Consider the following 24763-nt stretch of genomic DNA (forward strand, 5'->3'; position numbering starts at 1 on the left):
TTGAAAAAAGACACCTTTCTCCGTAAGAGAAAGGCGCTCTCTTTCATGGCGTGAACCTTAATGTGACGAAGCTTTATCGTCCTTTATCATGGTGCGGATATAGAAATAACCCATAAACGAACATAGTACGAACATAAATACGGCTGTGGCGCTGGCCAACTGTGTCTCCTGATAGACCGAGAAAACCTGTCTCATCGCCACCCCGAGCACTTGTGGAGAATTAGGCCCGATTAAGAACGGGGCTGTAAACCCGCCGATTATTCCCATGAAGCTAAATGTAATGGCGACGAGCATAGTTCGGTAAGTCAGCGGAACGATCAGCTTGAAAAAAATTTGCAGCCGCCCGGCTCCGACGTCCTTCGCGCTTTCGATCAAAGCATTCGGAATCCCCGACAAGGCCGATGCAAGCAGCATCGTGGTGAACGGGATATTAAACCACAAATTCGCTAGAATGATTCCTTTATAATCAAAAATGATTTTAGGTATGTTCTCCACGCCAAATGGCAGCAGCAGCCGGGACAGCCAGCCGTGATTGCCATACATGTTAATAATTCCGTAAGAAGCAATAACGGAGGGCACGAACATCGGAATCATATACATTTTTTTAATGCCGCTGACGATCCTCCCGCTGCTGAAGCGCATGTAGACAGCCAGCGCATAGCCGATCAGCACAACGGCAATAACGGAAATAATCGTAAGCTTCAGCGTAAATAAAATATTGGCGGACATCACTTTATCCGTAAATAATTTAACATAATATTGAAGCGTATAATTGCCGTTATCGTCCTGAAAGCTTTCGTTGATGGCCAAAACAATAGGTGCGATAACAACAAAGCATAATAACAGGAATGACGGAATGACTAGAAAGAGCCCTAACAGCCCTTGTTTCACTTGTTTACTCATTGGCCTGCAACTTCTTGCTGCCAGCGTTTTTGGATCTCTTTACCTAAATCACCAAGGTTAAAAGTACGATACCCCGCAGCCACGTCCTTAAATTGATCCCGTAATTCGGCAGGCATCTCCGACCATTTAATTCCAGGGTAGCCGTACATTTTCTGAACAATTACCGTTTGCGCTTCCGGCGTTAGAACAAAGTTAAGGAATTTTGCTACGGAATCTAGGTGTTCGGACAATTTAGGGGCCATTAAATAGGTTGGACCGCCGGTAAAGGAGGGCTGAATTTGCGTTAACTTAGTCGTGTCCGGAAGCACCTTTTTGCTGATTTGCTCTAGCCCCTGGTCAGACCATGCCGGAATCATATCCACTTCGCCGTTAGCCATCAAATCCAGGGTACCCTGGTTTTTCTTCGGATAGACGCCTTTCTGATACATATAAGGGTGCAGCTCCTTAAGCAATTTAAACCCTTTATCCCACTGAGCCATCCATTTCGGATCCTGGCTTGTATTCGCTTCAGGCGGCAGGAAATTATAAATCGCCGTTTGTACGAAGGAATCACCCGATCCCCCTGTTGCCGGATCATTGTAAGCAAAGCGCCCCGGATGTTGACGAATCCAATCGTAAAGCTCATCAGCCGTTTTTGGCGGATTGCTCACCTTCGCGCTGTTATAGGCCAAGACAACGGCAGAAGCCCGATAAGGAATTCCTTTTCCATCCAAGTTTTTCAAATTGTTTTCATCAATTTTAGCCAAATTCGGGATTTTCGTCTTATCCAGAGATGCCCATAGATCGCTCTTCATCCCTTTGGTCAAATCACTTAAGCTGCTCTCATACAAGTCAATATCGCCGGATTTTTGTCCAGCCTGTTTGGCTGCTGCAATTCGATCCAAGGTGGATTGTCCACCGGAACCGGAGTCAATATAGACTAGCTTGACTTTGATGTTCGGGTTGGCTTTTTCAAACATAGGGACAAGTGTCTCCCAGAGCTGTTTCACATTCAGTGAGCCGGTAAAGTAAAATTGAAACTCATCCTGCTTCTGTCCGCTGCTTGCCGGTTTATTGCTGCCACCAGCGCAGCCCGCTAAGGTTGATAGTACCAATACTGAAGCCGCCGCCAAACTCAACCGTTTTCTCATACTGACCATCCCTTATTCCTCCCTGAATTTGTTTTATTTCTTAGGTTGACTTGCAATCAAATCTTGTAAGTCAATACCTTAGAAAACGTAATCCCGACAAGCTGACCTGCCTGAAGATCTTTGACTGCATCGCGGGGTAAAAACGCTTTCAACGCGCCGCATTCCGTTTCCAATGAAACCTCTGCATAGTGGCCGAGGATCATGACCTGATGAACCTTGGCGGATAGACCTTCTTCCGTTCCGACAAAAATGATATCCTCCGGCCTGATCGCAATCTTTACTTCGCCTTGCAGACTGGCTGTATTGGCGAATTGCAGCTGCTTCACATGCACAAGGCTTCCGTTAGCAGTACCTTGAAGAAAGTTCATTTTGCCAATGAACTGGGCGGTAAACAATGTGCGGGGATGATCGTAAATCTCTTGCGGAGAAGCCATCTGTTCAATGTGCCCCGCATTCATTACGACGATCGTATCGGAGATCGAGAGCGCTTCCTCTTGATCATGGGTAACGAATACCATCGTAAGACCGGTCCTCGATTGTATATCCCGCAATTCTTCGCGCATTTCGTGGCGAAGCTTGGCATCCAGCGCTGAGAAGGGCTCATCGAGCAGCAGCACCGCAGGTTCGAGAAGAAAAGCCCGGGCAACCGCAATGCGCTGCTGTTGACCGCCTGACAATTCGCCCGGATATTTCTTCTCGGTGCCTGGAAGTCTTACGAGTTCCAAAACCCGATGGACGGCTTCATCAATTTCTTTTTTACTCTTCTTGCGAATTTTCAAGCCGAAGGCGAGATTGTTGTACACATTCATATGTGGCCACAAATTATAGCCTTGGAACACCATGGCTGTGGGTCTCTTCTCAGGAGGGAGCTTCAAGACACTTTGGCCTTCGATGAGAATATCACCTGAATCCGGCTCTAAGAAGCCGCCGACACTTCGAAGCACGGTAGTTTTACCACACCCGGACGGTCCAAGCAAGGTCACTAATTGACCCTTTTTGACATCGAGATTAATACCTGAGACACCTTCGCCGGTTTTATATCTTTTGGCTAGGTTTTGAATCGACAGCTGAATCATAGGAGGCTCCTTCCATTCGTTTAGAATCTATTTCATTTGGAAGCCGCTTGACATCACGTCAGCTGATACGAAGCGCTGTGCCGCCAGCAGCAGAATGATCGTCGGAAGCGTCAAAATGATGGAAAATACGGCGCCTGCCGTACTAGGGTAATCCGAAATGATCGAGTACATGACCACCGGCATCGTACGGAAATCAGGAATGCCCACCAGGTAAGTGCCTTGCGCTTCGTCCAGGGAGCTGAGGAAAGTAAAGATTGAGGCTACGGTAATCCCAGGCAGCGCCATCGGAAACGTAATGCTCCAAAACACGCGAAAAGGGCTGGCGCCCACGTCCCTCGCTGATTCTTCCTGTGCTTTATGCACATTGCGGAAAGAGGATGAGGGAATCCACGTCATGTACATCAGCGTGTTCACGATATGAATAAGGACTACACCGAGAAACGTGTTCATTAAACCGAGTTTATAAAACAAAACGGCGATGGAAACATACAAACCCATTTTTGGAAAAGCATGTGTCAGCAAGAACGAGAATAGAAAAATACGGCTTAAAGGGAAGCGGATTCTTGCGAAAGCATAAGCAGCCGGAATACAAAGGATGATTGAGAAAGCGGTTACAACTGTCGCAATAATAAAAGATAAGCTAATGGATTTAATTACTTCTTCGTTGGAAAGTACGAATTTCCACCAATCCAACGACCACGATTGTGGCAATGGCGCCGGATACTGCCACTTTCCCGTAAAGGCCAGCAGCAATAAATTTAATAACGGGCCCATAAAAAACAAGGCAAAAACGACAAGAATGATAAACTCAATAATCTTTCGTTTCCCCAAGGCTTTAAAGTACCACAACATAAACTGCAGATCTCCCCTTTCTGTTTTGCATCATCTTGAATCCATTTGAATTTCATTAACCTTAGGGTAAGCGGTTAACCTACCTGTTCCCTTATTATGAATTTAAATCCTTATTTTATCAATCACTTTTTTAAGATTTTGTAAAGGTATTGACAGTTGACTAGGATGTGTGCTTTCGATTACAAATTAAATAGGAATCATTTCGTCATTTTTCTCGTTAAGCGCTTACCTCATTTTGTCGAAAAAAAAGACCGCATTGCCTTCGGATGCTGATGCGCCCCTCTGGCTACACGATCTACCTTTCATTTATCGCCGATGACGACTTGCGCAGCACAAGGTCCGGCAGCAGCACGACTCGCTGCTTAAGTACTTTTTCTTGCTTGATCTCCTGTATGAGCAAATCAACGGCTCTGCGTCCAATCTCTTGGATAGGCTGGCTAATCGTAGTGAGTGGCGGATCGATGATCGTAGCCAGCGTCGTATTGTCGAATCCGACTACAGACAAATCCGAAGGAAGCTGCAATCCGACTTCCCGCGCTGCCTGTATGGCTCCTATCGCCAACAGGTCATTGCAAGCAAAGACAGCCGAAGGCCGCTCATCTAATGAAAGAAGCTCCTTCATCGTAGATTTACCACACTCCACGCTATAGCCGCTGATCAATACGAGGCCCTCATCTAGCATCACGTTGGAAGCGGCCATTGCCTGGCGGCATCCGCGGATTCTTTCAAGGTTGCTCGTATTGTCCATATCTTCGACCAGAATGGCAATTCGCTTATGCCCAAGCTCTACTAAATGACTGCCGGCGAGATAACCGCCCAGGAAATCATCCACCATGACCGTATCCACGGCTAACGTCGGCATTTCACGAGTGATCAGTACAAAAGGAATATGGTGCTGGAGCATTTTTTTAAGGAAATGGTCATTTTGAATCCGCGCTGCAGAGATAATACCATCTACCCGTTTTTGGGTCAGCAAAGATAAATACTGTACTTCCTTATCAGGATCATTATCCGTACTGCATATAAGCACGCTAAAGCCATATTCACGGCCGCGATCTTCGACAGCCCGGGCAATCTCCGCGAAAAACGGGTTGGCCAAATCGGGTAAAGTAAGCCCCAGCGTATAGGTGCTTTTTTTGGTCAATGCGGAAGCTACCATATTAGGCTCATACTTCAGCTTCTCCATCACCTCATACACATGCTTTCTTGTCTTATCACTTATTCTGCCAGTCTGATTGATGACTTTGGATACTGTGGCTATGGAGACTCCTGCAGCTTGGGCTACATCGTAGATGGTAGCTTTCATCGAATGCCCCTTTCTCTAATAATTCCTATACGAAATCTCACATTTTGAGTCTATCATACGACAGCAACCTCAGCTGTGTAAACTTGAATATGCTGCTTTAATCGCTTATAACAAATGCATCTTCGCTTCAGCCTCGTCCCACGACACCGTATACCCGCTCCCTTTGGCACAAAAGATCGAAGACGAAGTGTAGAGCGGATCCGCGTCCTTCCTGTAACCGATTCGCTTGATCACTTCTTCCGCATTATGGCACAGGTCGTAGCCGCCGAACGTCATATGCAGGCTGCCCCGCCCATGCGTAAAAGAAGCGAGCTCCGTACTATAACTCATAAACGTCGCGACCGGTACCAGGCCTGTAATGACGGCATGCGTGCTCGTCGTTTGCGGTGGCTCGAACTGGCCGTGAGCCTTCTGAATATCGGACAGCACCCTGCCCAGATCGTCCAGCTCGACTCTAATCTTCACGTTGTAATAAGGCTCTAGAAGCACATTGTCGCTCTTCTCCAGCCCCTGTCTGAGCGCGCGGAACGTCGCTTCGCGGAAATCGCCGCCGTGCGTATGTTCGTTATGCGCGCGACCCCTCATAAGAGTAATTTTAATGTCAGTAATCGGCGACCCCGTCAAGAGACCGTGGTGATCTCGTTCAAAAAGATGCAGCCTGACCAGATTTTGGTTACCTGGACTTAAATCGTCGAGATGGCAGGCGCTCTCGAACGTAAGGCCGCTGCCTCGCTCCCCCGGCTCCAAACGCAAATGCACCTCCGCATAGTGCCGGAGCGGTTCGAAGTGCCCGTAGCCGGTTACTGCAGACCGAATCGTTTCTTTATATAAAATCTCCGGACTGCCGAAGGCGACGTCGAGTCCGAAGCGCTCTTTCACCAGCCGCTCCAGCACTTCGAGTTGAATAAGTCCCATGACATTAATGTGGATTTGCTGCAAGCTTTCCTCCCATACAACATTCAAAGACGGATCTTCGTCGTTCAAGATGCGGAATGCCTTCAGTACTTCCTTCACGTTGAGTGATTCGGCAAATACCACCTTGGATTTCAGCGTCGGCACCATGTCGTAAACCAACTTGCCGGTACAGCCACCCAGCCCCTGGCCGGTCTCGGCAGCGGTTAGACCAGTTGCTGCGAACAGATCACCCGCCGCAACCTGATCGACCGGCTGCATTTTCGTCCCACTCACCAGGAGCAGCCGTGTAACCTTATCGCTGATAGGCTCGCCCCCAGAGTTATAGTGGAGTTCGTCCCGCACCTTCAGCATGCCGCTCAGCGCTTTAATAAAAGTCAGCCTAGCCCCGCTGCCGTCATGCCGGATTTTGTACACGTGCCCTCCGAAAGGGGCTTCCGCCTGTTCATCATAGTCCGTCGCCGTTAGCCGGTGCATCTGATCGAAGAACTCCATCACGCCTTCATCCTGCAGTGCTGAGCCCCAAGCGCACGGAAACAGCTGCCGCCCGCGAATCATCACCTGCAGCTCCTGAAGCCAGAACGCCTGATCCTCCGTACTCGACAGGAATACCTCCAGAAGCCGCTCGTCCCGCTCCGCCATGCATTCCATCAATGCCTCCCCGAAGGCGACGTCCGTCAGATGGCCAGTTATCGCGCACACATCGCCCGTCAGCTGCTCACGGATATCTAGAAGTACATTAGCCGTATCCGCCCCGACCCGGTCAATTTTATTGATAAAAAAGAACGTTGGAATACGGTGCTTGTGAAGTAGCTGCCAGACCGTCTCGGTGTGACCTTGGATTCCTTCCACTGCGCTGATGATGAGAATGGCATAATCCATCACTCGCATGGCCCGCTCCATCTCCGGAGAGAAATCAACGTGTCCGGGAGTATCTATCAAATAATAGGTCGTCCCTTTATACGTTAGGATTGCCTGGTCGGCGAACACCGTAATGCCTCGCTGCCGTTCGATGTCGTGGCTGTCAAGGAACGTATCCTTATGGTCGACCCGCCCCCGCTCGCGTATGCTCTGCGTATGGTACAGCAACTGCTCGGCGAATGTGGTTTTGCCCGCATCCACATGCGCGAACAAGCCGATCGTCTTCTTGGTCATCGTATCTTTCTCCTTGTCTCCAGCGAGTTGTCTTTGCTTCTATTATTTCATTCCCATTGAGAAATGGGAAGGGCAACGATTTCAGCTTATGTGCTTTGAAATAGAAAAGATACAAACAGAGGATCAACACACAACGTGTAAAGTCTATCATACTTGATTGCGTAAGAAGAAAACCGTGACCATTAGGGCACGGTTCTCGATCTGAGATTACTCGTTTTTTTTGTTATCTAATGTTCCTGTTATTGTAATAAAACCGCTTAATCGATTATGGTTGCCAAACTTCCCATATGTTACCGTCAGGATCAGCAAACGTTATGTTTGGTCCGCTTGTCACCCGTTCTCCTAAAATATTCACTCCGTTTTCCTTGAAGCGTTCAAATAACTCCTCGATCCGTGGAGTAATAAAACATGCCATTGCATGTGGTTTGCCGCTGTCCAATGACCATGAAAAGCGTAATCGACCACCTCCTTCTTCTGATTTGTGAAGGAACAGAGCGGGGACAACTTGCCTTAAACCAGGCGAAGGCAGTTTTCCATTCCGATCAGGAAAATTCAAAACAGCCGTCATCATCCCAGGCTCAACACGATCGATGTTTGCAGGTTGGTACCCTAAGTTCTTTTGATACCATTTAATAGACTCGTAGACATCATTTACTGGTACGTAAATACAAGTTATACCCGTAATGTCCTCCAATCTTTCTTCCACTTTCATTTCCTCATTTTGCCGCATATCCGTTTCTTCCTCCTCATTATCATAAATAATAATGATCAAAATCTACGCCAAACTATTCCTAACTATACCTTACTTAACATGAGGTGAAATGTCATTTTTTATATTTCTGTCACTTGTTCATTATCCTTTTCTCCCGTTACTCCTTCATGCCCTCCTTCGGGAATGAGATAAAGTTCACGAACAAAAGCCTCTAATCACACTTTTATAGATGTGATAGAGGCTTGTTTTTTACAGAAAATTCAAATTCATCGATATCCCGATCAGCCTTTGATTGGTTGCACGTATTGCATGCGCAGACGCAGTTGTCAGGGGTTGTATGCCCACCTTTGGCGCGAGGTAGCATGTGATCAATCGTGTCCCCGTATTGTCCGCAAAAGCGACATGTATATTGATCCCGCTCCAGAATAAACCTGCGGAATTCCTTATTGCTATACAAACGACGAATCGTATGCCGATTCATCACGATAGCAGCCCGCTCCTTCACTAGCGTTATGGCCAACTCAGGATCGACTTCTTGATGCCACTTGCGGCCGTTGTCAGTTTTGCCGCGCATGTGGATGAAGCCCTTCCGATTCGGTATCAAGCCGATGGCCTTCATCTCCCGTATCGGAGCACACTTGTTGACGATCGGTTCTTCCGTAATCACTGTTGATTGGGTATTCTTATTGACGGCGGTCTTCAATGTATTTGCGGCCTTTGCCTTTGACCGACGCCTTCTTCTCTTCTTCTTTGCAGGTGCAATACCGACGCTCTCGTCTGTCTTACTTGTTTCAGCAGAACCCATTTCAAACAGTTCCCTGTCGTCAACGGTCTTATCTACAGGAACCGTTTGTTCCCGGCGTTTTTTTCGGCAAGCTTTGCAAGCACCCCGGTATGAAACCGCCCCTCTGCTTTTGCCTGTCCTACGCTTAAATTCAGACAGCGGCCTCCGCTGAGTACAATAGGTGCACAGCTTGGTCGGCACAGTGTCGTCTTCTGATATCTGCGGCGGAACGCTAACCGGCACGCTTCCACTTATGCCGCTCAAATCCTGTATCCGTAGCGTATCCGGCTCAAGCACCGGCCTCGCATCACTCCGCATTCTCCCCTTACTTACCATCTCGGCTTGTCAGCCCCGCTTTCTTTGTGTTGACCTTATCATACCACATCCCCGCCAAATATAAGACTCAATCTCAACACTATGTGAATCCAGTGTTAAACTTGTCCATGCAAAAAAAGAGAGGGATACACCCTCACTTCATTTCTATGCAATTAACGTGAAGCATGAAAGCCATAACGCGTTGCTTTGAATGCTTTTGTTTATAAGATCCTTTAATGCTTTATGCCCTTTTAGTGGAGAAGGAAAGCTTTATTGACTTGGCTTAGTTAGCTTATTTATCATTCCAGATTAAAACCCTTTCGGCAGGCAATATACTGCGCCATGAGTAAGTTACTCTACTCTATTTTGTATATAGGTAGAGTCCAAAATCTTGCATAACGGAGGTGTGCCCCATTTGTCGCAACATGGTAGCTATATTACCTCGGTGATAAGATCCGTGAGTGACAACGTGCAGGACCGATTCAGAAATTGAAGTTTTAAGCAAACCAGCATATGGGTTATCCACCACAATCAACTTTTCAATATCTTCTTGGCTGTTGAGAAGTGCTTTGTATCTTTCTGATAAGTCTAAAAATTTTCTTTTCATTTCCTCAATACTTTCCGTTTCCACTTGTTCTCTTAGTTGATTCGTGAATGACATTGCTTCATTCATACTTTTACCTGAGCTAATGTCAAACCATGCGTAATCTACGAGGTAGATATGAGACAACACCTTAGCGACCGAAGAAAAACCACTCTGAATTTCTTTTTGATAAATGTCCTGTGGAAGTTCTTTTAAACGATCAATGATAACTCCATTTGCCCATACGTGATAATCGTACATTTTTATTGCGGGATGCGTCACTTTAAATATCTCCTTTTGCTGAATTTCAGTATTAACCCCGGAAACAATTTGGCTTGAATTTTTCATGAAAATGTCCTCCTTGAAATAAATTCGTTTGTTATGCTTACAATACCAATGTTAAACCATGCACCCTGACAACATTATGTCAGGGTGCATGGGGGAAAAAACTTAATACAATTCGATCGAGCAAAAAGAGAAAGTACCTGCCAAAAATCAGATCTATGTGACCCCGAATTCTATACAATAACGAAAGGATCGCTTAAAATATACAAACAGCCGAAGAAAAAAACAAAAATGCCGAAGTCAGTTACATCAAAACACACTTTCGTTTCTTTGGAGGAATGGAGCCTTGAAGCTAGGATACCGCTCACTGATACGTTTCGGATTTACGATACAAATCTTTAAAACAGCTCTTGCCGCCGCATTATCATGGTGGATATCAACCCTATTTTACCCAAACCCTTACCCCTACTTTGCACCATTGGCCGCAATTTTGACAGTTCAGATTACTATCGCCGATTCCCTTGAAAAGGCAATGCAGCGAATAGTAGGAATTATTCTCGGAGTCTTAATCAGCCTTTTTATCGGGCATTGGATAAGTATGGGGACATTATCTATTTTTTTCGTTGTTTTGGTTGGAACAGCAATACCTAGTGCATTCCGGTTAAATAACCAGATTACTTCCCAAGTAGCTGTAAGTTCGTTACTAGTTTTAGCCTTCGGACATAATCAAGGATATGCTTTCGGAAGAATTATTGAAACTGTGATCGGCTGTGCGGTAGCCATTGGCATCAATGCTTTGCTAAGCCCTCCGAATATGATTCCAAAAGTCGAAACTTCGCTCCTTAACTACAGTAAGCGGGCCGCTAACACGCTAAAGTCTCTAACTTTATTGTTAGAATATAAAGATAGCGAAACGGATGGTTTCGATGAAGTGGGAAAATTAATCTATGAAATGGAAAAGATCCATGATGCGGTTCAGATGGCCAAGAATAGCCTAAAATATAATCTTTTTCTTAAAAAGATAAGGGGTCGATTGGACACTCTTACTAATGGAATGAACCAATTGGAAAAGGTAACCGTACAAATTAGAGGGATTCGCCGTGGTTTGGCGGATTTAATAAAATTGGATGGTTACGAAAGAGATATTATGAATTTAGAGTTGTTTTGTGACGCGTTGGAGGCAACCGCAGCGTGCATTGAGCATTACGGTGAAATGATGATTTATGAGACAAATGAAAATAAAGAAAAACAGAGGATCAACACTCAACGTGTAGAGTCTATTATACTTGATTGCTTAAATGAAATGACTCAAATCAAATCGCCTCACGTTCTTCGAGAGATCGGGGGGATATTAACGGACTTGAACAGAATATTAAAAGAAGTGTCATTGGATAATTGATTGGGTAAGAAAAAGTTGGCGGACCTTATTTTTTGGTCGGTCGCGATTACAGGGCATTTAAAATATTCTTCTTACGGATCTTCTTTTTGACCGTTTCATATTGTCACTCATTAAATGGCAAAAATCCAGTCGGCATGTCTGCTGGCTGGATTAGTAATGTTTTGCAAAGTCATTTAAGCCCTAAAGTAGGCATGACCATTGGGATTTTACGCAAAGCAGATTTAGCAGACGGTAAAACGTAACCAATATTAGCCGTAGATTTACCTCTTTGACTGGTGCTTGCTACCAGCGTGTTGCTATTTAGTAGAGATGCTTCTATACTATAAACGGAAAATATTATTGAAACTAAGTTTCATAGAATGAAATAAGGAGCGATCATATGTCTTTCATTTTCTCTGGTATCGACCACGTACAATTGGCGGCTCCCGAAGGTTGTGAATCAGAAGCACGAAGATTTTTTGCTGATTTATTAGGTTGGGTAGAAATACCAAAACCCGAGATTTTAAGAAAACGTGGCGGTGTTTGGTTTCAATGTGGTGTTCACCAGGTGCATATCGGTGTTCAAAAGGATTTTGTTCCCGCTACAAAAGCCCACCCTGCATTTCAAGTGCAGAATATAGATTCATTGCGTGAGTATTTACTCCAAAAGAGTATCCAAGTGATTGATGATGATGCACGTTCCGATGAGGGTGTAAAACGCTTCTATCTCCATGACCCGTTTGGAAATCGCCTTGAATTTTTGGAATGGCTGTAAATGAAAGTACGTAAAAAACAGCCCAACGGGCTGTTTTTGCAATATGGTTACTCTCGAGTCCTTAAGGATCATTATTTATTCCTTGTATAGAGCAAAAACGGCTTCATGTCCTCTGGTGATTTGAAGAACTTGCTCCGAAAATCGAATACACTTATTCTCCGATTATTCTCATCAAGCCCCATCTATAAAGCTCTTCGGATAGAAGTTATTCTCAATTAACGCATTTTTCAAGTTCCTTGTTTCATGAATTGAGCAGCACGATAACCAGACTCCAATGCCTGTTGTTCGTTAAAACCCGCATCAACTGACGAACCCATGTATAGATACTCTTCGTTATTTTCATCTTGGTTCCGAATATCGCCATACTTTGTTTCGATGTTGTATTTATTTATTAAACCTTCATTGATTGGAAGATTCACTGCGTAAGATCTAAAACCTGGGCTTAGGACATCAATCAATGGAGCGTACTCCTGGATCGAATCATTACGCCATTTGGACTCCTTGTAACTATCATCGCTCACTTTGAAATCTTGGCCTACATGCATCGAAAATTCGATATCTTTATTGGCCGTTGGCCGTCCCGTAATATAATAGCTCCCCGCGCGTTCTCCAAACTGCTTCTCATAGGTGACACTATCAATGATAAAATCCTCTTGATATGTCGTTTTCAGATACCCTAGTGCTTTAGCCTCTGCTTTATAATTGAACAAAGAATAATAAATATAGTCCCAAATAATAGCTGTGAATCAACATCTGTCCAAAGAAAAATAATCCTGTTGAATACTTTCGTTTTACCTTCATCTCGCTCACATAATACGATCCTTCCGGTTAATCGTGTACCTGTCCTAGTAACGGCAAACGCCTTGTTTGTATCGAAAGAGTTATTAAATCATTATCCGTTCATTCATTTTCAAAATATAATGCAATATCCGTTTGATTGAAATGATGCATCTGTGATATTTTGAAGATAATCAAACAATCGTTTGATTAATGGAGGCGATCGTATGAAGGACAAAGATACGTGTGAGATATTTTGTTTTGATCAAACAAAGGTCCAAAAGGTTCAGTCTTCACTTGCATCGCAGGACATTCAAGGCATGGTCAGCCTGTTTAAAGTTTTGGCAGATGAAACACGAATGAAAATCGCTTTTGCTCTTTGCGAAGAAGATGAGCTCTGCGTGTGTGACGTTGCCAACATAATCGGTTCAACTATGGCAACAGCTTCGCATCATTTGCGCACATTGAAGCATCTGGGTTTGGCAAAATACCGTAAAGAAGGTAAATTGGTCTTCTATTCCTTAGAGGATGATCACGTACATCAACTAGTTCGGCTAGCTTCCACCCCTAGGAAGGAGTTGCAAACGAGTGGCACCTGACGATCAAAATACCGAAAAGAAAAATGTATATCGTGTTCAGGGCTTTACGTGTACAAACTGCGCCGGAATTTTCGAGAAGAACGTCAAGAAACTGCCTGGGGTTCAAGATGCCCAAGTCAATTTCGGAGCATCTAAAATTTCGGTTTACGGAAGTACGACAATCGAGGACTTAGAAAGAGCAGGAGCATTTGAAAATCTTAAAATTACGCCGGAAAAACAACCTATTGTTGAGAAAAAGGAACCGTTTCTAATGAAAAATTGGAAGGTGTTAGTTTCCTCGTTTCTTCTTATCCTTGGTTATTTTCTTGGTAAGCAATACGTAGAAACCAGTTTTTTACAACCCTTTCTTTATGCTGCATCTATGATTGTAGGTGGATACGAATTATTCATGAAAGAAATCAAAAATTTATTCCGCCTTCAATTCGATATGAATACGCTTATGACCGTCGCGATTATTGGCGCGGCTGCTATCGGTCAATGGGGCGAAGGAGCTACGGTTGTCATCCTGTTTGCCATAAGTGAAGTATTAGAACGTTATTCGATGGAGAAGGCGCGACAATCCATTCGTTCACTCATGGACATTGCACCTAAAGAGGCCCTTATTCGTCGCGATTCCAAGGAAATCACGCTAACGGTGGACGATATCCAAGTAGGCGATATCATGATCGTGAAACCAGGACAAAAGCTCGCTATGGATGGTATCGTCATAAAAGGTACAACAACAATTAATCAAGCTTCAATTACGGGCGAATCGCTTCCGGTTGCAAAAGCTCTTGACGATGAAGTTTTTGCTGGAACATTAAATGGAGAAGGGCTGTTAGAGGTAAGGGTTACAAAGACTGTTGATGATACAACAATTGCAAAGATTATTCATCTTGTTGAAGAAGCGCAGGCTGAACGCGCCCCTTCACAACAATTCGTGGATAGATTCGCAACATATTACACACCGGCTATCATGACTCTAGCCTTTGGTGTTGCCGTGATACCACCGTTATTCTTTGAAGCGATTTGGGGCAAATGGATTTACGAAGGATTAGCCCTATTAGTTGTAGGTTGTCCTTGTGCATTAGTCATTTCAACACCAGTTGCCATTGTTACCGCAATTGGTAACGCAGCAAAAAATGGTGTCTTAATTAAAGGCGGCATTCACCTTGAAGAGGCAGGGAGTCTTTCCGCCGTAGCCTTTGATAAAACGGGTACTTTAACCAAAGGATTGCCGCAAGTTACGGATATCATCACTTTTGGTAATAATGAGGATGACCTTTTAGCCGTTGCTGCTGTAATCGAGAAAGGCTCTCAGCACCCCTTAGCTTCGGCAATTTTACGTCGAGCTGATCATCTCGGAGCCGATTTAACTCGAACTGTCGAGGAGTTTCAGTCCATTACCGGTAAGGGTGTGAAAGCAAAGGTAAACAATGAATTGTACTATATGGGTAGCCCGCAACTTTTTGCCGAGCTCAATGTATTAAACTTGAAGAATCTAGAGTTAATGTCTCAAATCGAAAGCTTCCAAAAACAAGGGAAAACAGTTATGGTTCTTGGTACTGAACAAGTAATTCTTGCACTTATTGCTGTCGCCGATGAGGTTCGTGAATCCAGTAAGAACGTGATACAAAATCTTCACGCAATGGGAATCAAGAAAACAATTATGCTGACAGGTGACAATCGCGCTACCGCTGAAGCGATCAGTAAGCGGTTAGGTGTTATGGAAGTGAAGGCAGAGCTGCTGCCGCAAAATAAATTGGACTACATTAAAGAACTTCGTAAAGATTATGGCAAAATCGCAATGATTGGCGACGGTATCAATGATGCTCCAGCTCTAGCTGCTTCAACAGTTGGTATCGCTATGGGTGGTGCAGGAACGGATACGGCAATTGAAACGGCGGATATTGCGCTAATGGCGGATGATTTGGATAAACTCCCTTATATCATAAGCCTAAGCCGGAAAACGCTTGCTATCATCAAACAAAATATCACGTTCGCGCTCGGTATTAAGTTGCTTGCCATAGCTTTAATTGTTCCAGGATGGTTAACCTTATGGCTAGCGATATTTGCAGACATGGGTGCAACGTTAATTGTGACTTTGAACAGTTTACGTTTGCTTAAAGTTCATAAAAGTAACACTCATAGGCAGATTTAGACAAGTAACATAAAGAGTAAGTGACGATTACAATTCCTCACCTCCTCCCTGCCATCCGCCGCGAATGGGATTGACGATTTCGCGCTCCCTTCAAAAGCCATCTCTGCCCCTGCTCGGTGAAAGCGGTACTTATGTCGGAAAGAACCGCGTCAAAGCTGCGTGCTGCATCCGCACAATTGGGACGTCCCTGAGTCTACAACGATAAGAAGGTAACCCCTACCTCGCCCGGTGTTACCCTCTTGGATTGCCCGATTTAAACTGTTTTGCTGCATTGCGGAGTTATCGTTCCCGTTAGAATTATTTTCACCATTTATTAATTTTTTCTATTCTAACGATCCATTTATAATACCCTAACAAGACTAACAGTAGGAAAGGATTTAGTAGTACCGAATACCACATTCTCCACCATCCGTAGTGAAAATATCCCCAAGGTTCAGGCAGTAATGTAATCAACTCATATATGGCGGTACCTATGATCCAATAGATAAAGTAAAATGCTTGTACTCTTAATGGACTTTTAAACGGATACCAATTTAAAAACATCATGTTAACAGGAGGAAGCAGTGCAAGATGCGCAGGTACAGCCTGAAAGTCAATATCTTTGGTAAAGTACCAGTAACCATGAAATTTATAATCAACAAATGAATCGAATGTACCTTGAAAAATCGATGTAAATGTCCAAACATGAACGATTTGGTTTGCTGTCAACCTCTTATTGGTTGTAAAGGCAATAAGATTAAAAACGACAATTGCGATTATAAGTCCAATCATAATAATTCCTTTTCTATTTATAATGCCCGGATTTTTATTAAATGTATTCTTCTCCCAACTTTTCTGCCTGTTACTTCAATGAAACTTTCTAGAGTTCAGTGGGGTGCTCAATAACGAAAATAAGCGATGGATTGGATCCATCGCCATACTTTGTTTGTTCAATATCAAGTCCATGACGGATTACTGATTATTAAAAATTAACAGTATCGTGCTAACATGAAGATTTGTTGCCCATTCGTAGAAACACGTATGCGAAAGATGACCACAACGTGATAAAGACGAGCTTATACACCCCCCTATACAAAGCTGAAACTTGTCAAAATGAATTCAGTCACCCTAGACGGCAAGAATTGTCCATATTGCTATAACTTCGCGGTATTATCCCCAATCGAAGCGCGTCTCAACAGGAATTCGCGTTCCTTTTCATTGCGTGTCAGTGCTGCAGCGCGTTTGAACTCAAGACTTGCTTCTTGCTTGCGGCCCAGCTTCATGAGAAGATCCCCTCGAACACTTGGTAGAAAATGATAATTTCTCAAAGATGCTTCTTGTAATAATGCATCGACGACGTCTAAACCCACTTCTGGGCCGAACGCCATCGAGAGAGCGACAGCATGATTCAGCGTGACGACAGGCGATGGCGCAACTTGTGAAAGAGCATCGTACAACGCCGAAATCCGGACCCATTCCGTTTCCGAAGCCGTGCGGGCACGAGCGTGACACGCCGCGATCGAGGCTTGAATCAGATAGGGACCGAACGCCTTGCCCAGACGCTCGGCTCGTTCGATCGCAGCCAGCCCTCGGCGGATGAGCAGGTGATCCCATAAGGCCCGATTCTGGTCCATAAGCAGAATCGGTTCTCCGCTTGGACCGACCCGCGCTCTGAATCTAGAAGATTGAATCTCCATCAGTGCCACGAGTCCATGGACTTCTGGTTCGTCGGGTGCTATCTCAGCCAATATCCGCCCAATCCTCAGCGCCTCATTACAGAGCATAGGCCGAATCCAGCTCCCGCCAGAAGACGAAGCGTAACCCTCGTTGAACACGAGGTAGATGACCTCAAGTACAGACGATAACCGCGCTGGCAACTCGGCTTTCGGTGGCAATTCGAAGGGAACTCGGACAGCTGCAAGCGTGCGCTTCGCTCGAACGATCCGCTGGGCGACAGTCGGCTCCGGGACGAGGAATGCACTTGCGATTTCCTCTGTCGTCAATCCTCCGAGCAGACGCAGCGTTAGCGCCACTCGGGCTTCAGCCGAGAGAACAGGATGGCACGTCGTGAAGATGAGACGAAGGAGTTCGTCGCCGACGGGATCATCTATCGCATCATCCCAATCTGGTTCGTGCTGTCTGTCAATTTCCCTGCCAATCTCCTCGTATTTGCGACTGAGTAGTTTGATTCTGCGCAGGTAATCGATAGCCCGACGTTTCGAGGTTGTCATCAACCACGCCCCTGGGTTATCGGGGATGCCCGTCTCCGGCCACCGTTCAAGTGCAATGACAAGCGCATCTTGAGCCAGATCCTCAGCAAGCCCAACATCGTGTACCATTCGTGCTAGACTAGCGATAATTCTGGCTGACTCGATTCTCCAAATGCCGTCGATGCTACGGTGGATAGCGGATCCCTTCACGACCTCGGTTTCCTCGTGACACGTGCCTGCAATTCATTTTCCATGGCTAACGATGTTGAGTCCTGGACCAGTTCTGGTGCCTCGAACACTTGGCGCAGCTAGATTTCGCCTTCACCGAAGCCGTGAGGATCAGGCATCCGCATCGCCCATTGAATGGCCTCTTCCTTCGATGTCACCTCGATCAACGTGAAGCCAGCGATCAGCTCTTTCGCTTCCGTGAAAGGTCCGTCTAGCACCTTCGCTTTTCCACCCGGTTCTGGATAAGAGATTCGAATTGCGCTCGAACTTGAGTGGAGTCCATCAGCAGCAACCAGTACGCCTGCCCTCGCCAGCTTCTCGTTGTATTTCGCCATGGCATCTAAAAGCTCTTGACTCGGCATGACGCCCGCCTCGGAATCTGTTGTTGCTTTTACAATCATCATGAATCTCATCGTAATTACCCTCCTTGTCTAAAATTTGTCCCAACGATTTTTAGTGATTCTAATCTCTCATTTTGAAATAGTGAATCGGTCTCACCTCAATCCTCCATCCGTATTGTTCGCCTTTGTCCACTTGTACGGTCGGATGTAAGGCTGCGATCTGAATCGCCTCCTCGATATCTTGTGCTTCTATAAGAAAAACACCTCCTATCATCTCCTTCGTTTCAACAAATGGACCGTCGGTAACCTTTACCTTACCATTCGCCCTACGTAAGCATTTTGTTTCCGTTTCCGAACCGAGTCCCGCATCGATAATCACTTGACCGCTATTATAAAGCTCCTCCAAGTGGGGGGACATTCCTGCATTACAGCATCAATCTCTTCCTTAGAGCAAGCATCCATTTTCGCTGCTTCCAAGTAACCCAAACATAGAAATTTCATTTTACACTTCTCCTTACCCGTTTAGTTTTTTTGAGTCCTTCATTCTTGTACTACTTAATCGTCGAACGATTTGCAACGAAATCGACAAATCCAAAAAAATATTTCAAAAATCCTTGAACTGAATTTCACACCCACCTTGTCGACAATTACGTTGTAAAATAATTGTCTGGCTTAAATTAAGAAAGAAGCCCTGAAAATAGTTTGGGGCTTCTCGTGTGCTTAGGCAGACAAACTGCTGACTGGTCATCTAGTTTGTTTTGTGAGTTATTTATTTCATAATGTACGAAGTCGTAGTTCAAAAAAATACTGTACAATTGGATGTTTTAACTTCATCTTCTCGGTCATGTTTAAAATTCGCTTTTTCCCAACGCGTCTGTCAATCAAAGCTAGAATATTCAATAAGATATCATTGCTCTCTATGCTTTCCTCTATAGGAATGGATAAAAACTTGTTAGCTACAACGATAAAATTTGATTTACTTAATGACGACTGTGCAGACAAAAGCTCTTTTGAATATTCTGATATTTTTCTACTTCTTGCTATTACTTTTAAACGATCCTCCGGAACATTGCCTTTCGTATCTTTTCTGACCGCTTCAATTTCTTCATTGGAAATAGGAATTTGGATATCTGCATCATTCTTAATTTCCAACTCCGTCTGATACCATTTGATTAAGGTATCACTCATATTGAGAACGTTCTTTTTATCTACTGCAATGTAACAAATTCCCGCCTTATCTGGTAAATACCGGTAGCTGCTTGAAAGGTATTCGACCCTGCCATATAGCGCAGGACTGAGAAAACTCTCCAGCTGTTGTTTCAATTTGCTCCAGGCCATTTCATCCTCCTACGTTAACACCACAAAACACCCATTAAATTACTCGTTCTATTATCCATAATACAATAACCAACGCATAGATCAAACAACAACCTTAAACCCAATCCTCCCTATACCAGTCATCATCAAAGACTCCACCCGGGCTAGCATCCAAAAGTCTTCCTCTCACCCCCATCACCTTCTCCAAGAAAAATGGACCAACGGAGGTGTAACAAAAAATTCCTACCAAGATGAATAGGATTAGACCAATTACGAATGAAAACCCTTTCACTTCAGCCATATGATCCGTATAAAAATTAATTACAATCGGGTGTATATACGAGATAAAACTTAGAAAAAACTCAGTCAAACTCAAGGCTATTGCGTAACTTGCGATGGCAAGTTCGATATCTGCTGTTTTCCCAAAAAATATGTTGATAACAGGCCCAACCATGACAACGATAACTGAAGAAAATATGAGAGAACTATAGAATTTAAAGATCGATTGCTTGGATTTAATTTGCAGATCATGTTTTCCGGCATTTTCCTAACCAGATCCCTTGCTTCAATGAAACTAATAAGTGCTTCAATCATCATGCCGACTAAAAAAAATAATGGCTCCTGTTTTGCCTGTTATATTGCAAGCCTTATTCCCATTCCGATCGTCAACCACTTTGTTTGCCGGTTATAGATGATGACTCCCTGGTCCTCATGAACGACCTGTCACGTGGGGATAGTTTCCGAATCATGATCGCGACAACAACTTTATTCCACTAAACCAAATACAAAGAAGCCGCGATTTACGCGCGGCTCTTTTCATTTTTAAATTAAAAAGTACTATATACACTTTCACATTCTTTCACGGTCGGTTGATAAAAACAGTGCTTCTTCCATCGTCCTACGAGCGGCTGATTATACCAAGTTGGCGGACATGGTCCGGGATTTTCGAACGATCCTGGACGGAAATACCATAGGGAGAATTCCGCCGGCCAATTCCGTTCCCCATTTACAGCCCGTTGCGCCAGACGGCGTTCCCGATCTCTTGCGTTTTGATAGTACAAAGAATGTTGCAACGCTTCGAACGCATGCGGCTGGTTAATCATTTGGGGAATGGTCCGAATTCCTTTAAAGTCGGAGCAATTCGCTCTTACTCGATTAATACCAACATTTCCAACAAGAAGCATGCCCATTTCGCCCTCGGTCTCAGCTTCAGCACGCAGCAACCTTGCCAACATATCAATATCCTGTTTCCTTGCTTTCACGACTGCCATTCGCTCACCTCTTCAGATTTCTAGATTATCATATTGTAGGTGAAGCGGATTTGTTACTCTGGCTAAAGAGAGAGCGATAATAAATTGTGTCATTGTTCAACTAACGTTCTGCATGAGAGAAAAACGGAATGGATAGGATGTTGACCATAACATGTTCCTCCTTCCAATTAATGCGGAATCTCATATTGGATGAGGACGATAATCAAAACGATACTCTCGACAACGATTCTTGCCCGGCTGACCGATAATCCGGTTTTTCCGAAATGGAAAGCATGAAACCATCCCTAGGACCGCCCCGATTCACGCAGCCACATAGATCCCTCCGCCAAAAGAGATTGAACGTTCTCCGCAATCGCATTTCCTAATCCAAAGAAAGTTAAACCAAGAAAAAAAATATAATACCTTAATAACCGATATGCCCATCTTACATCATATATCCACTTAATTTAGATGAAGAAAGCGAAAAGTACAACTAGCACCTTTGATCATGTCTCCAATTTTACGATTCAACATCGATAAAGACATGCCCTTGCTCTAGTTCCATTTCAATAAAGCCAGCCATATTTCGTGATTGAAAGCAGAACGGCCGATTGCCACCCATGAGAATGATATTTTTTACGTCCCCGTCGCTTTCCGAAGGTAAGGCAAATGTTTTGATGTAGGCAAATTCAGTGCTTAGAGTTGAATGTATAGCGCTCACGAGCTTGTCCTTTGCTCCTCGCCCTATAAGATTCATCAAAATTGCACCTTTAGAATTGAGTTTGTCTTTGGCCAGCCTAAAAAATTCCCTGGAAGTTAAGTGAGGCGGCGTACCTGACCTGTTAAAAGCGTCTAAAACAATGTAATCATACGTATGCGGTTTTTCCCCATCTAGAATTTCGCGCCCGTCGCCGACGATGACATTATTCAAGCTATATCCGAAATACCTCCTGCTTAGCTCTACCACGTTCTCATCGAGCTCTGCCACCTTCACTCGCTTATTAGGAAGATTTCTGGCAATTGTACCGATCCCATGCCCGATGACAAAAACGTCTTCGAAAGACGGATCGTTGAAATGCATAAGGTGAAGCATCGCCCGAGGATATTCAAATATGATTCTTGCTGGTTGCTTCAGATCCATTGCTCCTTGCACGGCCTGATCCGAGAATTGTAGGACGCGAAACGTTCCTTTTTTCCCATCTAACTCCGACGTTTCATAAACCGTGATTTCACGATGCTGGTCTGTGTTTTTAAATAATAAATTCAAATCATCAAACTCCTTTAAGCAGCATTGAGGTAGACCCGTGTATTCTCATTTTACCATATTCCGTATTATACCTCTGATCATTGAATGACGTTCTAAAATTGATATTGGAACGATTGGAACGTATGTTCCTGATGTATTGATGCTGCTATCAATTGGATAAAATTAGAACAAGCTTAAAAAGAGGACAGACGCATAGCCCGAAGTTTAAGAAATACAATTCCGAATGGCTCTGGGCAAATGATTAAAAGGAGCTTTTAAATGAGATTTTTATCTGAGTTTAGTCGTAATAGGCTTTCCATCCTTTTTGAATATCGATTAATGGTATTCATTCTTTTCTTTTCAACATTAACTTCATCCCATGCAAGAACTTTATATGATTCAATAATCTGTACAGACAATCCAGTTGGATACTGGTCATTGTCAACGAATGCAACCACGGATCAAACCGGTCACGGTTTAGATGGAACGTTTACAGGAACTCCAACAAATACGACATTGCCTAACGGAGACGAGGCACCTGTTTTTAATGGTGTTGACCAGTATTTTACGATTCCGGATAACGATTATTTGGAAATCACTCGTACTGGTGTATTGACAATTGAGGCCTGGATGCGTCCGGACGTACTACAATTTTCACATTATGAAAGTACCGGTTATGTTTATTGGATGGGAAAAGGGACTTCCGGACAGCATTCATGGGTAGCGAGAATGTATAATTTAAGGAATGATGAGAAACGACCCAATCGGATCAGTGGATACGCGTTCAATTTAAATGGAGGTCTGGGGGCCGGATCGTACTTCCAGGATACTTTGCATGAGGGTCAATGGATACACTACACACTTGTTATCAATACCACGAATAAGAGCTCGACATATCCAACAGGGTACACCAAAATATTCAAAAACGGAATTCTTCGCGACCAGGACAGACTTTCAGACTATCATATAATACCCGGCAACGGTACAGCTCCAATGCGAATTGCTACAAGAGACTTGGCGTCGTATTTTCAGGGAGCGATTAGTAAAATAGCCATTTACGACTACGAACTGACTCCCACGCAGCTTTCTGCGCACTTTAATGCTATGATAATTTAAAATATTTTAAAGTAATTGGACGTATAAAATTGCTGAAGGCGCGCCTGGAATGCGCAAAAGGAGGCCTATCGCTAGGTCCTCCTTTTGATTGAACCAAGCGATATCGGCCTCCGAATAATGACAATAGCTGTTTTCGTCCCGCATAATTCCTTCAATTAAGCTAATTTCCTCGTAGTATCGCAAAGTGTGGATGCTGAGTCCCGTCTCTTCCGAAGCTTGCTTGATCGGGATTTTTATCTATACCATCAATGTGACCTGCACCCTATCTTCAATGACTGCCCGGGTTACACCAAAGAGAGAAGCGTCGTCACCTAGGGGAGTAATTAGTAATTTAGGATTGATGGTTATCAGTGCGGATAAAATATTCAAAAGCTTGCCAAGGAAGTTTTCGATTCTACTTGTCATTATGCCGCCAAATACAATCGTATCAGGATCCAATAACGCGACGACGTTGACGACCGCATAGGCAAAATGCTTAATAATCAAGTCCTCCCGATCCTGGTTTCCCTCGCATCCGCTGCTATTGGAGTAATTGAGAGCTGTTAAGCCATATTCCGCTTCAAAGTAGCCGAAACGACTTTTCATCCTTTGATTTGTCAATGGAATCTGACAGGGATCCACGATCAAATTCCCTATTTCTCCGGCTGCAAACTTGGCGCCACGATATAATTTGCCATCTATTAAAATACCGGCGCCGATCCCTCTGTCAAGATGAATATAGACCGACACGCCGGTCAAAGAATTTCGCTTCCATGCATCGCCGATTGCGGCTAATTTGACATCGTTTTCTACGATAATAGGATAGGGAAGATGATTAGCTAGATGGCTCTTGATAGGCTCTAGCTCCCATCCGAATTCGGGGGCATTGGAAACAACACCTTGAGCGTCGACCACTCCAGGCACCGCTGCTCCGACACCCAATACCAATTCCGGATCAATCTGTTGAGCGGCAATTAAATCCATTAAACGCCTGGCCGCTTCCGCACAAACGGAGATGCCCTCATAATGCTGAAGCTTGATCTGCTCCTCGGCTAATACGCTGCCTACAAGATTTGTAATTCGAATCCGGATTTTATCCTGATTCATTTGAACTGCGCCAATATACCTGGCATTCGGATTCAATTCAAATAGTTTGGGTGGTTTACCGCCCTGTGAAACGCCTTCGCCAGCATGGTGCAGCCATCCTTCTTCGAATAACTCCTTAACGATAGCAGAAACCGTAGGCGGACTGATCCCGGATAACACACTCAATTCCGCACGGCTTGTGACACTTTTCTGCTCAAGCAGAGAAAGAATCGTATTCCGATTTACAAGCCGCAATAAATTTGGAGTACCCAGAACATTGTTTTTCCTAACCAACAAGTCCACACTCCTTTGTGTTAACTGTTTGACAC

Annotated in this window: 24 protein-coding genes and 1 pseudogene; 6 read left to right on the forward strand and 19 right to left on the reverse strand. The window is 44.3% G+C overall.

What is annotated here, in order from left to right; genetic code table 11:
* Positions 1-57 precede the first annotated feature (57 nt).
* The 9 genes from O9139_RS11045 to O9139_RS11085 form a co-directional block, all read right to left on the reverse strand.
* Entirely contained in the window at positions 58-903 is an 846-nt protein-coding gene (locus O9139_RS11045) for an ABC transporter permease (RefSeq protein WP_270879529.1), read from the reverse strand.
* Positions 900-2042 carry an extracellular solute-binding protein gene (locus O9139_RS11050; protein WP_270879530.1) on the reverse strand — a complete coding sequence of 381 codons (1143 nt, stop codon included), beginning with the start codon at positions 2040-2042 and terminating at the stop codon, positions 900-902. Before O9139_RS11050 ends, O9139_RS11045 begins: the two co-directional genes overlap by 4 nt.
* A 47-nt stretch (positions 2043-2089) precedes the next feature.
* Positions 2090-3109, reverse strand: coding sequence for an ABC transporter ATP-binding protein (locus O9139_RS11055; RefSeq protein WP_270879531.1), 1020 nt, complete (start codon positions 3107-3109; stop codon positions 2090-2092).
* Positions 3110-3136: 27 nt separating this feature from the next.
* Positions 3137-3961, reverse strand: coding sequence for an ABC transporter permease (locus O9139_RS11060; RefSeq protein WP_270879532.1), 825 nt, complete (start codon positions 3959-3961; stop codon positions 3137-3139).
* A 295-nt stretch (positions 3962-4256) separates the two neighbouring features.
* The gene (locus tag O9139_RS11065; RefSeq protein WP_270879533.1) at positions 4257-5267 is read right to left on the reverse strand and encodes a LacI family DNA-binding transcriptional regulator; all 1011 of its coding nucleotides are present in this window, start codon (positions 5265-5267) and stop codon (positions 4257-4259) included.
* A 105-nt stretch (positions 5268-5372) separates the two neighbouring features.
* Positions 5373-7334 (reverse strand): elongation factor G, encoded by a 1962-nt coding sequence (locus O9139_RS11070; protein ID WP_270879534.1) that lies wholly within the window; start codon positions 7332-7334, stop codon positions 5373-5375.
* Between the two features lie 265 nt (positions 7335-7599).
* Positions 7600-8064: a VOC family protein gene (locus O9139_RS11075; RefSeq protein WP_270879535.1), complete on the reverse strand. Its 465-nt coding sequence runs from the start codon at positions 8062-8064 to the stop codon at positions 7600-7602.
* A gap of 205 nt (positions 8065-8269) precedes the next feature.
* Entirely contained in the window at positions 8270-9148 is an 879-nt protein-coding gene (locus O9139_RS11080; RefSeq protein ID WP_270879536.1) for an HNH endonuclease, read from the reverse strand.
* A 358-nt stretch (positions 9149-9506) separates the two neighbouring features.
* Entirely contained in the window at positions 9507-9989 is a 483-nt protein-coding gene (locus O9139_RS11085; RefSeq protein ID WP_270879599.1) for a DinB family protein, read from the reverse strand.
* A 370-nt stretch (positions 9990-10359) separates the two neighbouring features.
* Here O9139_RS11085 and O9139_RS11090 point away from each other — a divergent pair, with 370 nt between their 5' ends.
* The 3 genes from O9139_RS11090 (at position 10360) to O9139_RS11100 (ending at position 12166) form a co-directional block, all read left to right on the forward strand.
* Positions 10360-11412 (forward strand): FUSC family protein, encoded by a 1053-nt coding sequence (locus O9139_RS11090; protein WP_270879537.1) that lies wholly within the window; start codon positions 10360-10362, stop codon positions 11410-11412.
* 32 nt (positions 11413-11444) lie between these two features.
* A complete protein-coding gene (locus O9139_RS11095; RefSeq protein ID WP_270879538.1) occupies positions 11445-11654 on the forward strand; it encodes a hypothetical protein in 210 nt (69 codons plus the stop codon).
* A gap of 137 nt (positions 11655-11791) precedes the next feature.
* Positions 11792-12166 (forward strand): VOC family protein, encoded by a 375-nt coding sequence (locus O9139_RS11100; protein ID WP_270879539.1) that lies wholly within the window; start codon positions 11792-11794, stop codon positions 12164-12166.
* A gap of 227 nt (positions 12167-12393) precedes the next feature.
* Here O9139_RS11100 and O9139_RS11105 read toward each other — a convergent pair whose 3' ends face one another.
* Positions 12394-12876: a hypothetical protein gene (locus O9139_RS11105; protein ID WP_270879540.1), complete on the reverse strand. Its 483-nt coding sequence runs from the start codon at positions 12874-12876 to the stop codon at positions 12394-12396.
* A 294-nt stretch (positions 12877-13170) separates the two neighbouring features.
* Between O9139_RS11105 and O9139_RS11110 the strand changes: the two genes are divergently transcribed.
* The gene (locus tag O9139_RS11110; protein ID WP_270879541.1) at positions 13171-13542 is read left to right on the forward strand and encodes an ArsR/SmtB family transcription factor; all 372 of its coding nucleotides are present in this window, start codon (positions 13171-13173) and stop codon (positions 13540-13542) included.
* The gene (locus O9139_RS11115; RefSeq protein ID WP_270879542.1) at positions 13532-15682 is read left to right on the forward strand and encodes a heavy metal translocating P-type ATPase; all 2151 of its coding nucleotides are present in this window, start codon (positions 13532-13534) and stop codon (positions 15680-15682) included. Before O9139_RS11110 ends, O9139_RS11115 begins: the two co-directional genes overlap by 11 nt.
* Before the next feature lie 303 nt (positions 15683-15985).
* Here O9139_RS11115 and O9139_RS11120 read toward each other — a convergent pair whose 3' ends face one another.
* From O9139_RS11120 to O9139_RS11150, 7 genes and pseudogenes are all read right to left on the reverse strand, one after another.
* Complete coding sequence (locus O9139_RS11120; RefSeq protein WP_270879543.1) at positions 15986-16453, reverse strand: hypothetical protein; 468 nt, start codon at positions 16451-16453, stop codon at positions 15986-15988.
* 362 nt (positions 16454-16815) lie between these two features.
* Entirely contained in the window at positions 16816-18081 is a 1266-nt protein-coding gene (locus O9139_RS11125) for an RNA polymerase sigma factor (protein ID WP_270879544.1), read from the reverse strand.
* Positions 18082-18182: 101 nt separating this feature from the next.
* Positions 18183-18512, reverse strand: a pseudogene (locus tag O9139_RS11130) (YciI family protein); the annotation flags it as partial.
* 49 nt (positions 18513-18561) lie between these two features.
* Entirely contained in the window at positions 18562-18846 is a 285-nt protein-coding gene (locus O9139_RS11135) for a YciI family protein (RefSeq protein ID WP_270879545.1), read from the reverse strand.
* A 368-nt stretch (positions 18847-19214) separates the two neighbouring features.
* Positions 19215-19778, reverse strand: a complete 564-nt coding sequence (locus tag O9139_RS11140; RefSeq protein WP_270879546.1) for an SF0329 family protein — start codon at positions 19776-19778, stop codon at positions 19215-19217.
* Positions 19779-20584: 806 nt separating this feature from the next.
* On the reverse strand, positions 20585-21028 hold the full coding sequence (locus O9139_RS11145; RefSeq protein ID WP_270879547.1) for a cell wall hydrolase: 444 nt from the start codon (positions 21026-21028) through the stop codon (positions 20585-20587).
* A 499-nt stretch (positions 21029-21527) separates the two neighbouring features.
* Positions 21528-22274, reverse strand: a complete 747-nt coding sequence (locus O9139_RS11150) for a spermidine synthase (protein ID WP_270879548.1) — start codon at positions 22272-22274, stop codon at positions 21528-21530.
* Positions 22275-22532: 258 nt separating this feature from the next.
* Here O9139_RS11150 and O9139_RS11155 point away from each other — a divergent pair, with 258 nt between their 5' ends.
* Positions 22533-23369, forward strand: coding sequence for a LamG-like jellyroll fold domain-containing protein (locus tag O9139_RS11155; protein WP_270879549.1), 837 nt, complete (start codon positions 22533-22535; stop codon positions 23367-23369).
* A 6-nt stretch (positions 23370-23375) separates the two neighbouring features.
* Here O9139_RS11155 and O9139_RS11160 read toward each other — a convergent pair whose 3' ends face one another.
* Together O9139_RS11160 and O9139_RS11165 are read right to left on the reverse strand one after the other, a co-directional pair.
* Positions 23376-23606, reverse strand: coding sequence for a MerR family DNA-binding transcriptional regulator (locus O9139_RS11160; RefSeq protein WP_333742599.1), 231 nt, complete (start codon positions 23604-23606; stop codon positions 23376-23378).
* A complete protein-coding gene (locus O9139_RS11165) occupies positions 23607-24731 on the reverse strand; it encodes an ROK family transcriptional regulator (protein WP_270879550.1) in 1125 nt (374 codons plus the stop codon). It abuts the gene before it with no gap.
* Between the last annotated feature and the right edge of the window lie 32 nt (positions 24732-24763).

The organism is Paenibacillus aestuarii, assembly GCF_027789125.1.
Classification (GTDB): Bacteria; Bacillota; Bacilli; order Paenibacillales; family NBRC-103111; genus Paenibacillus_E; species Paenibacillus_E aestuarii.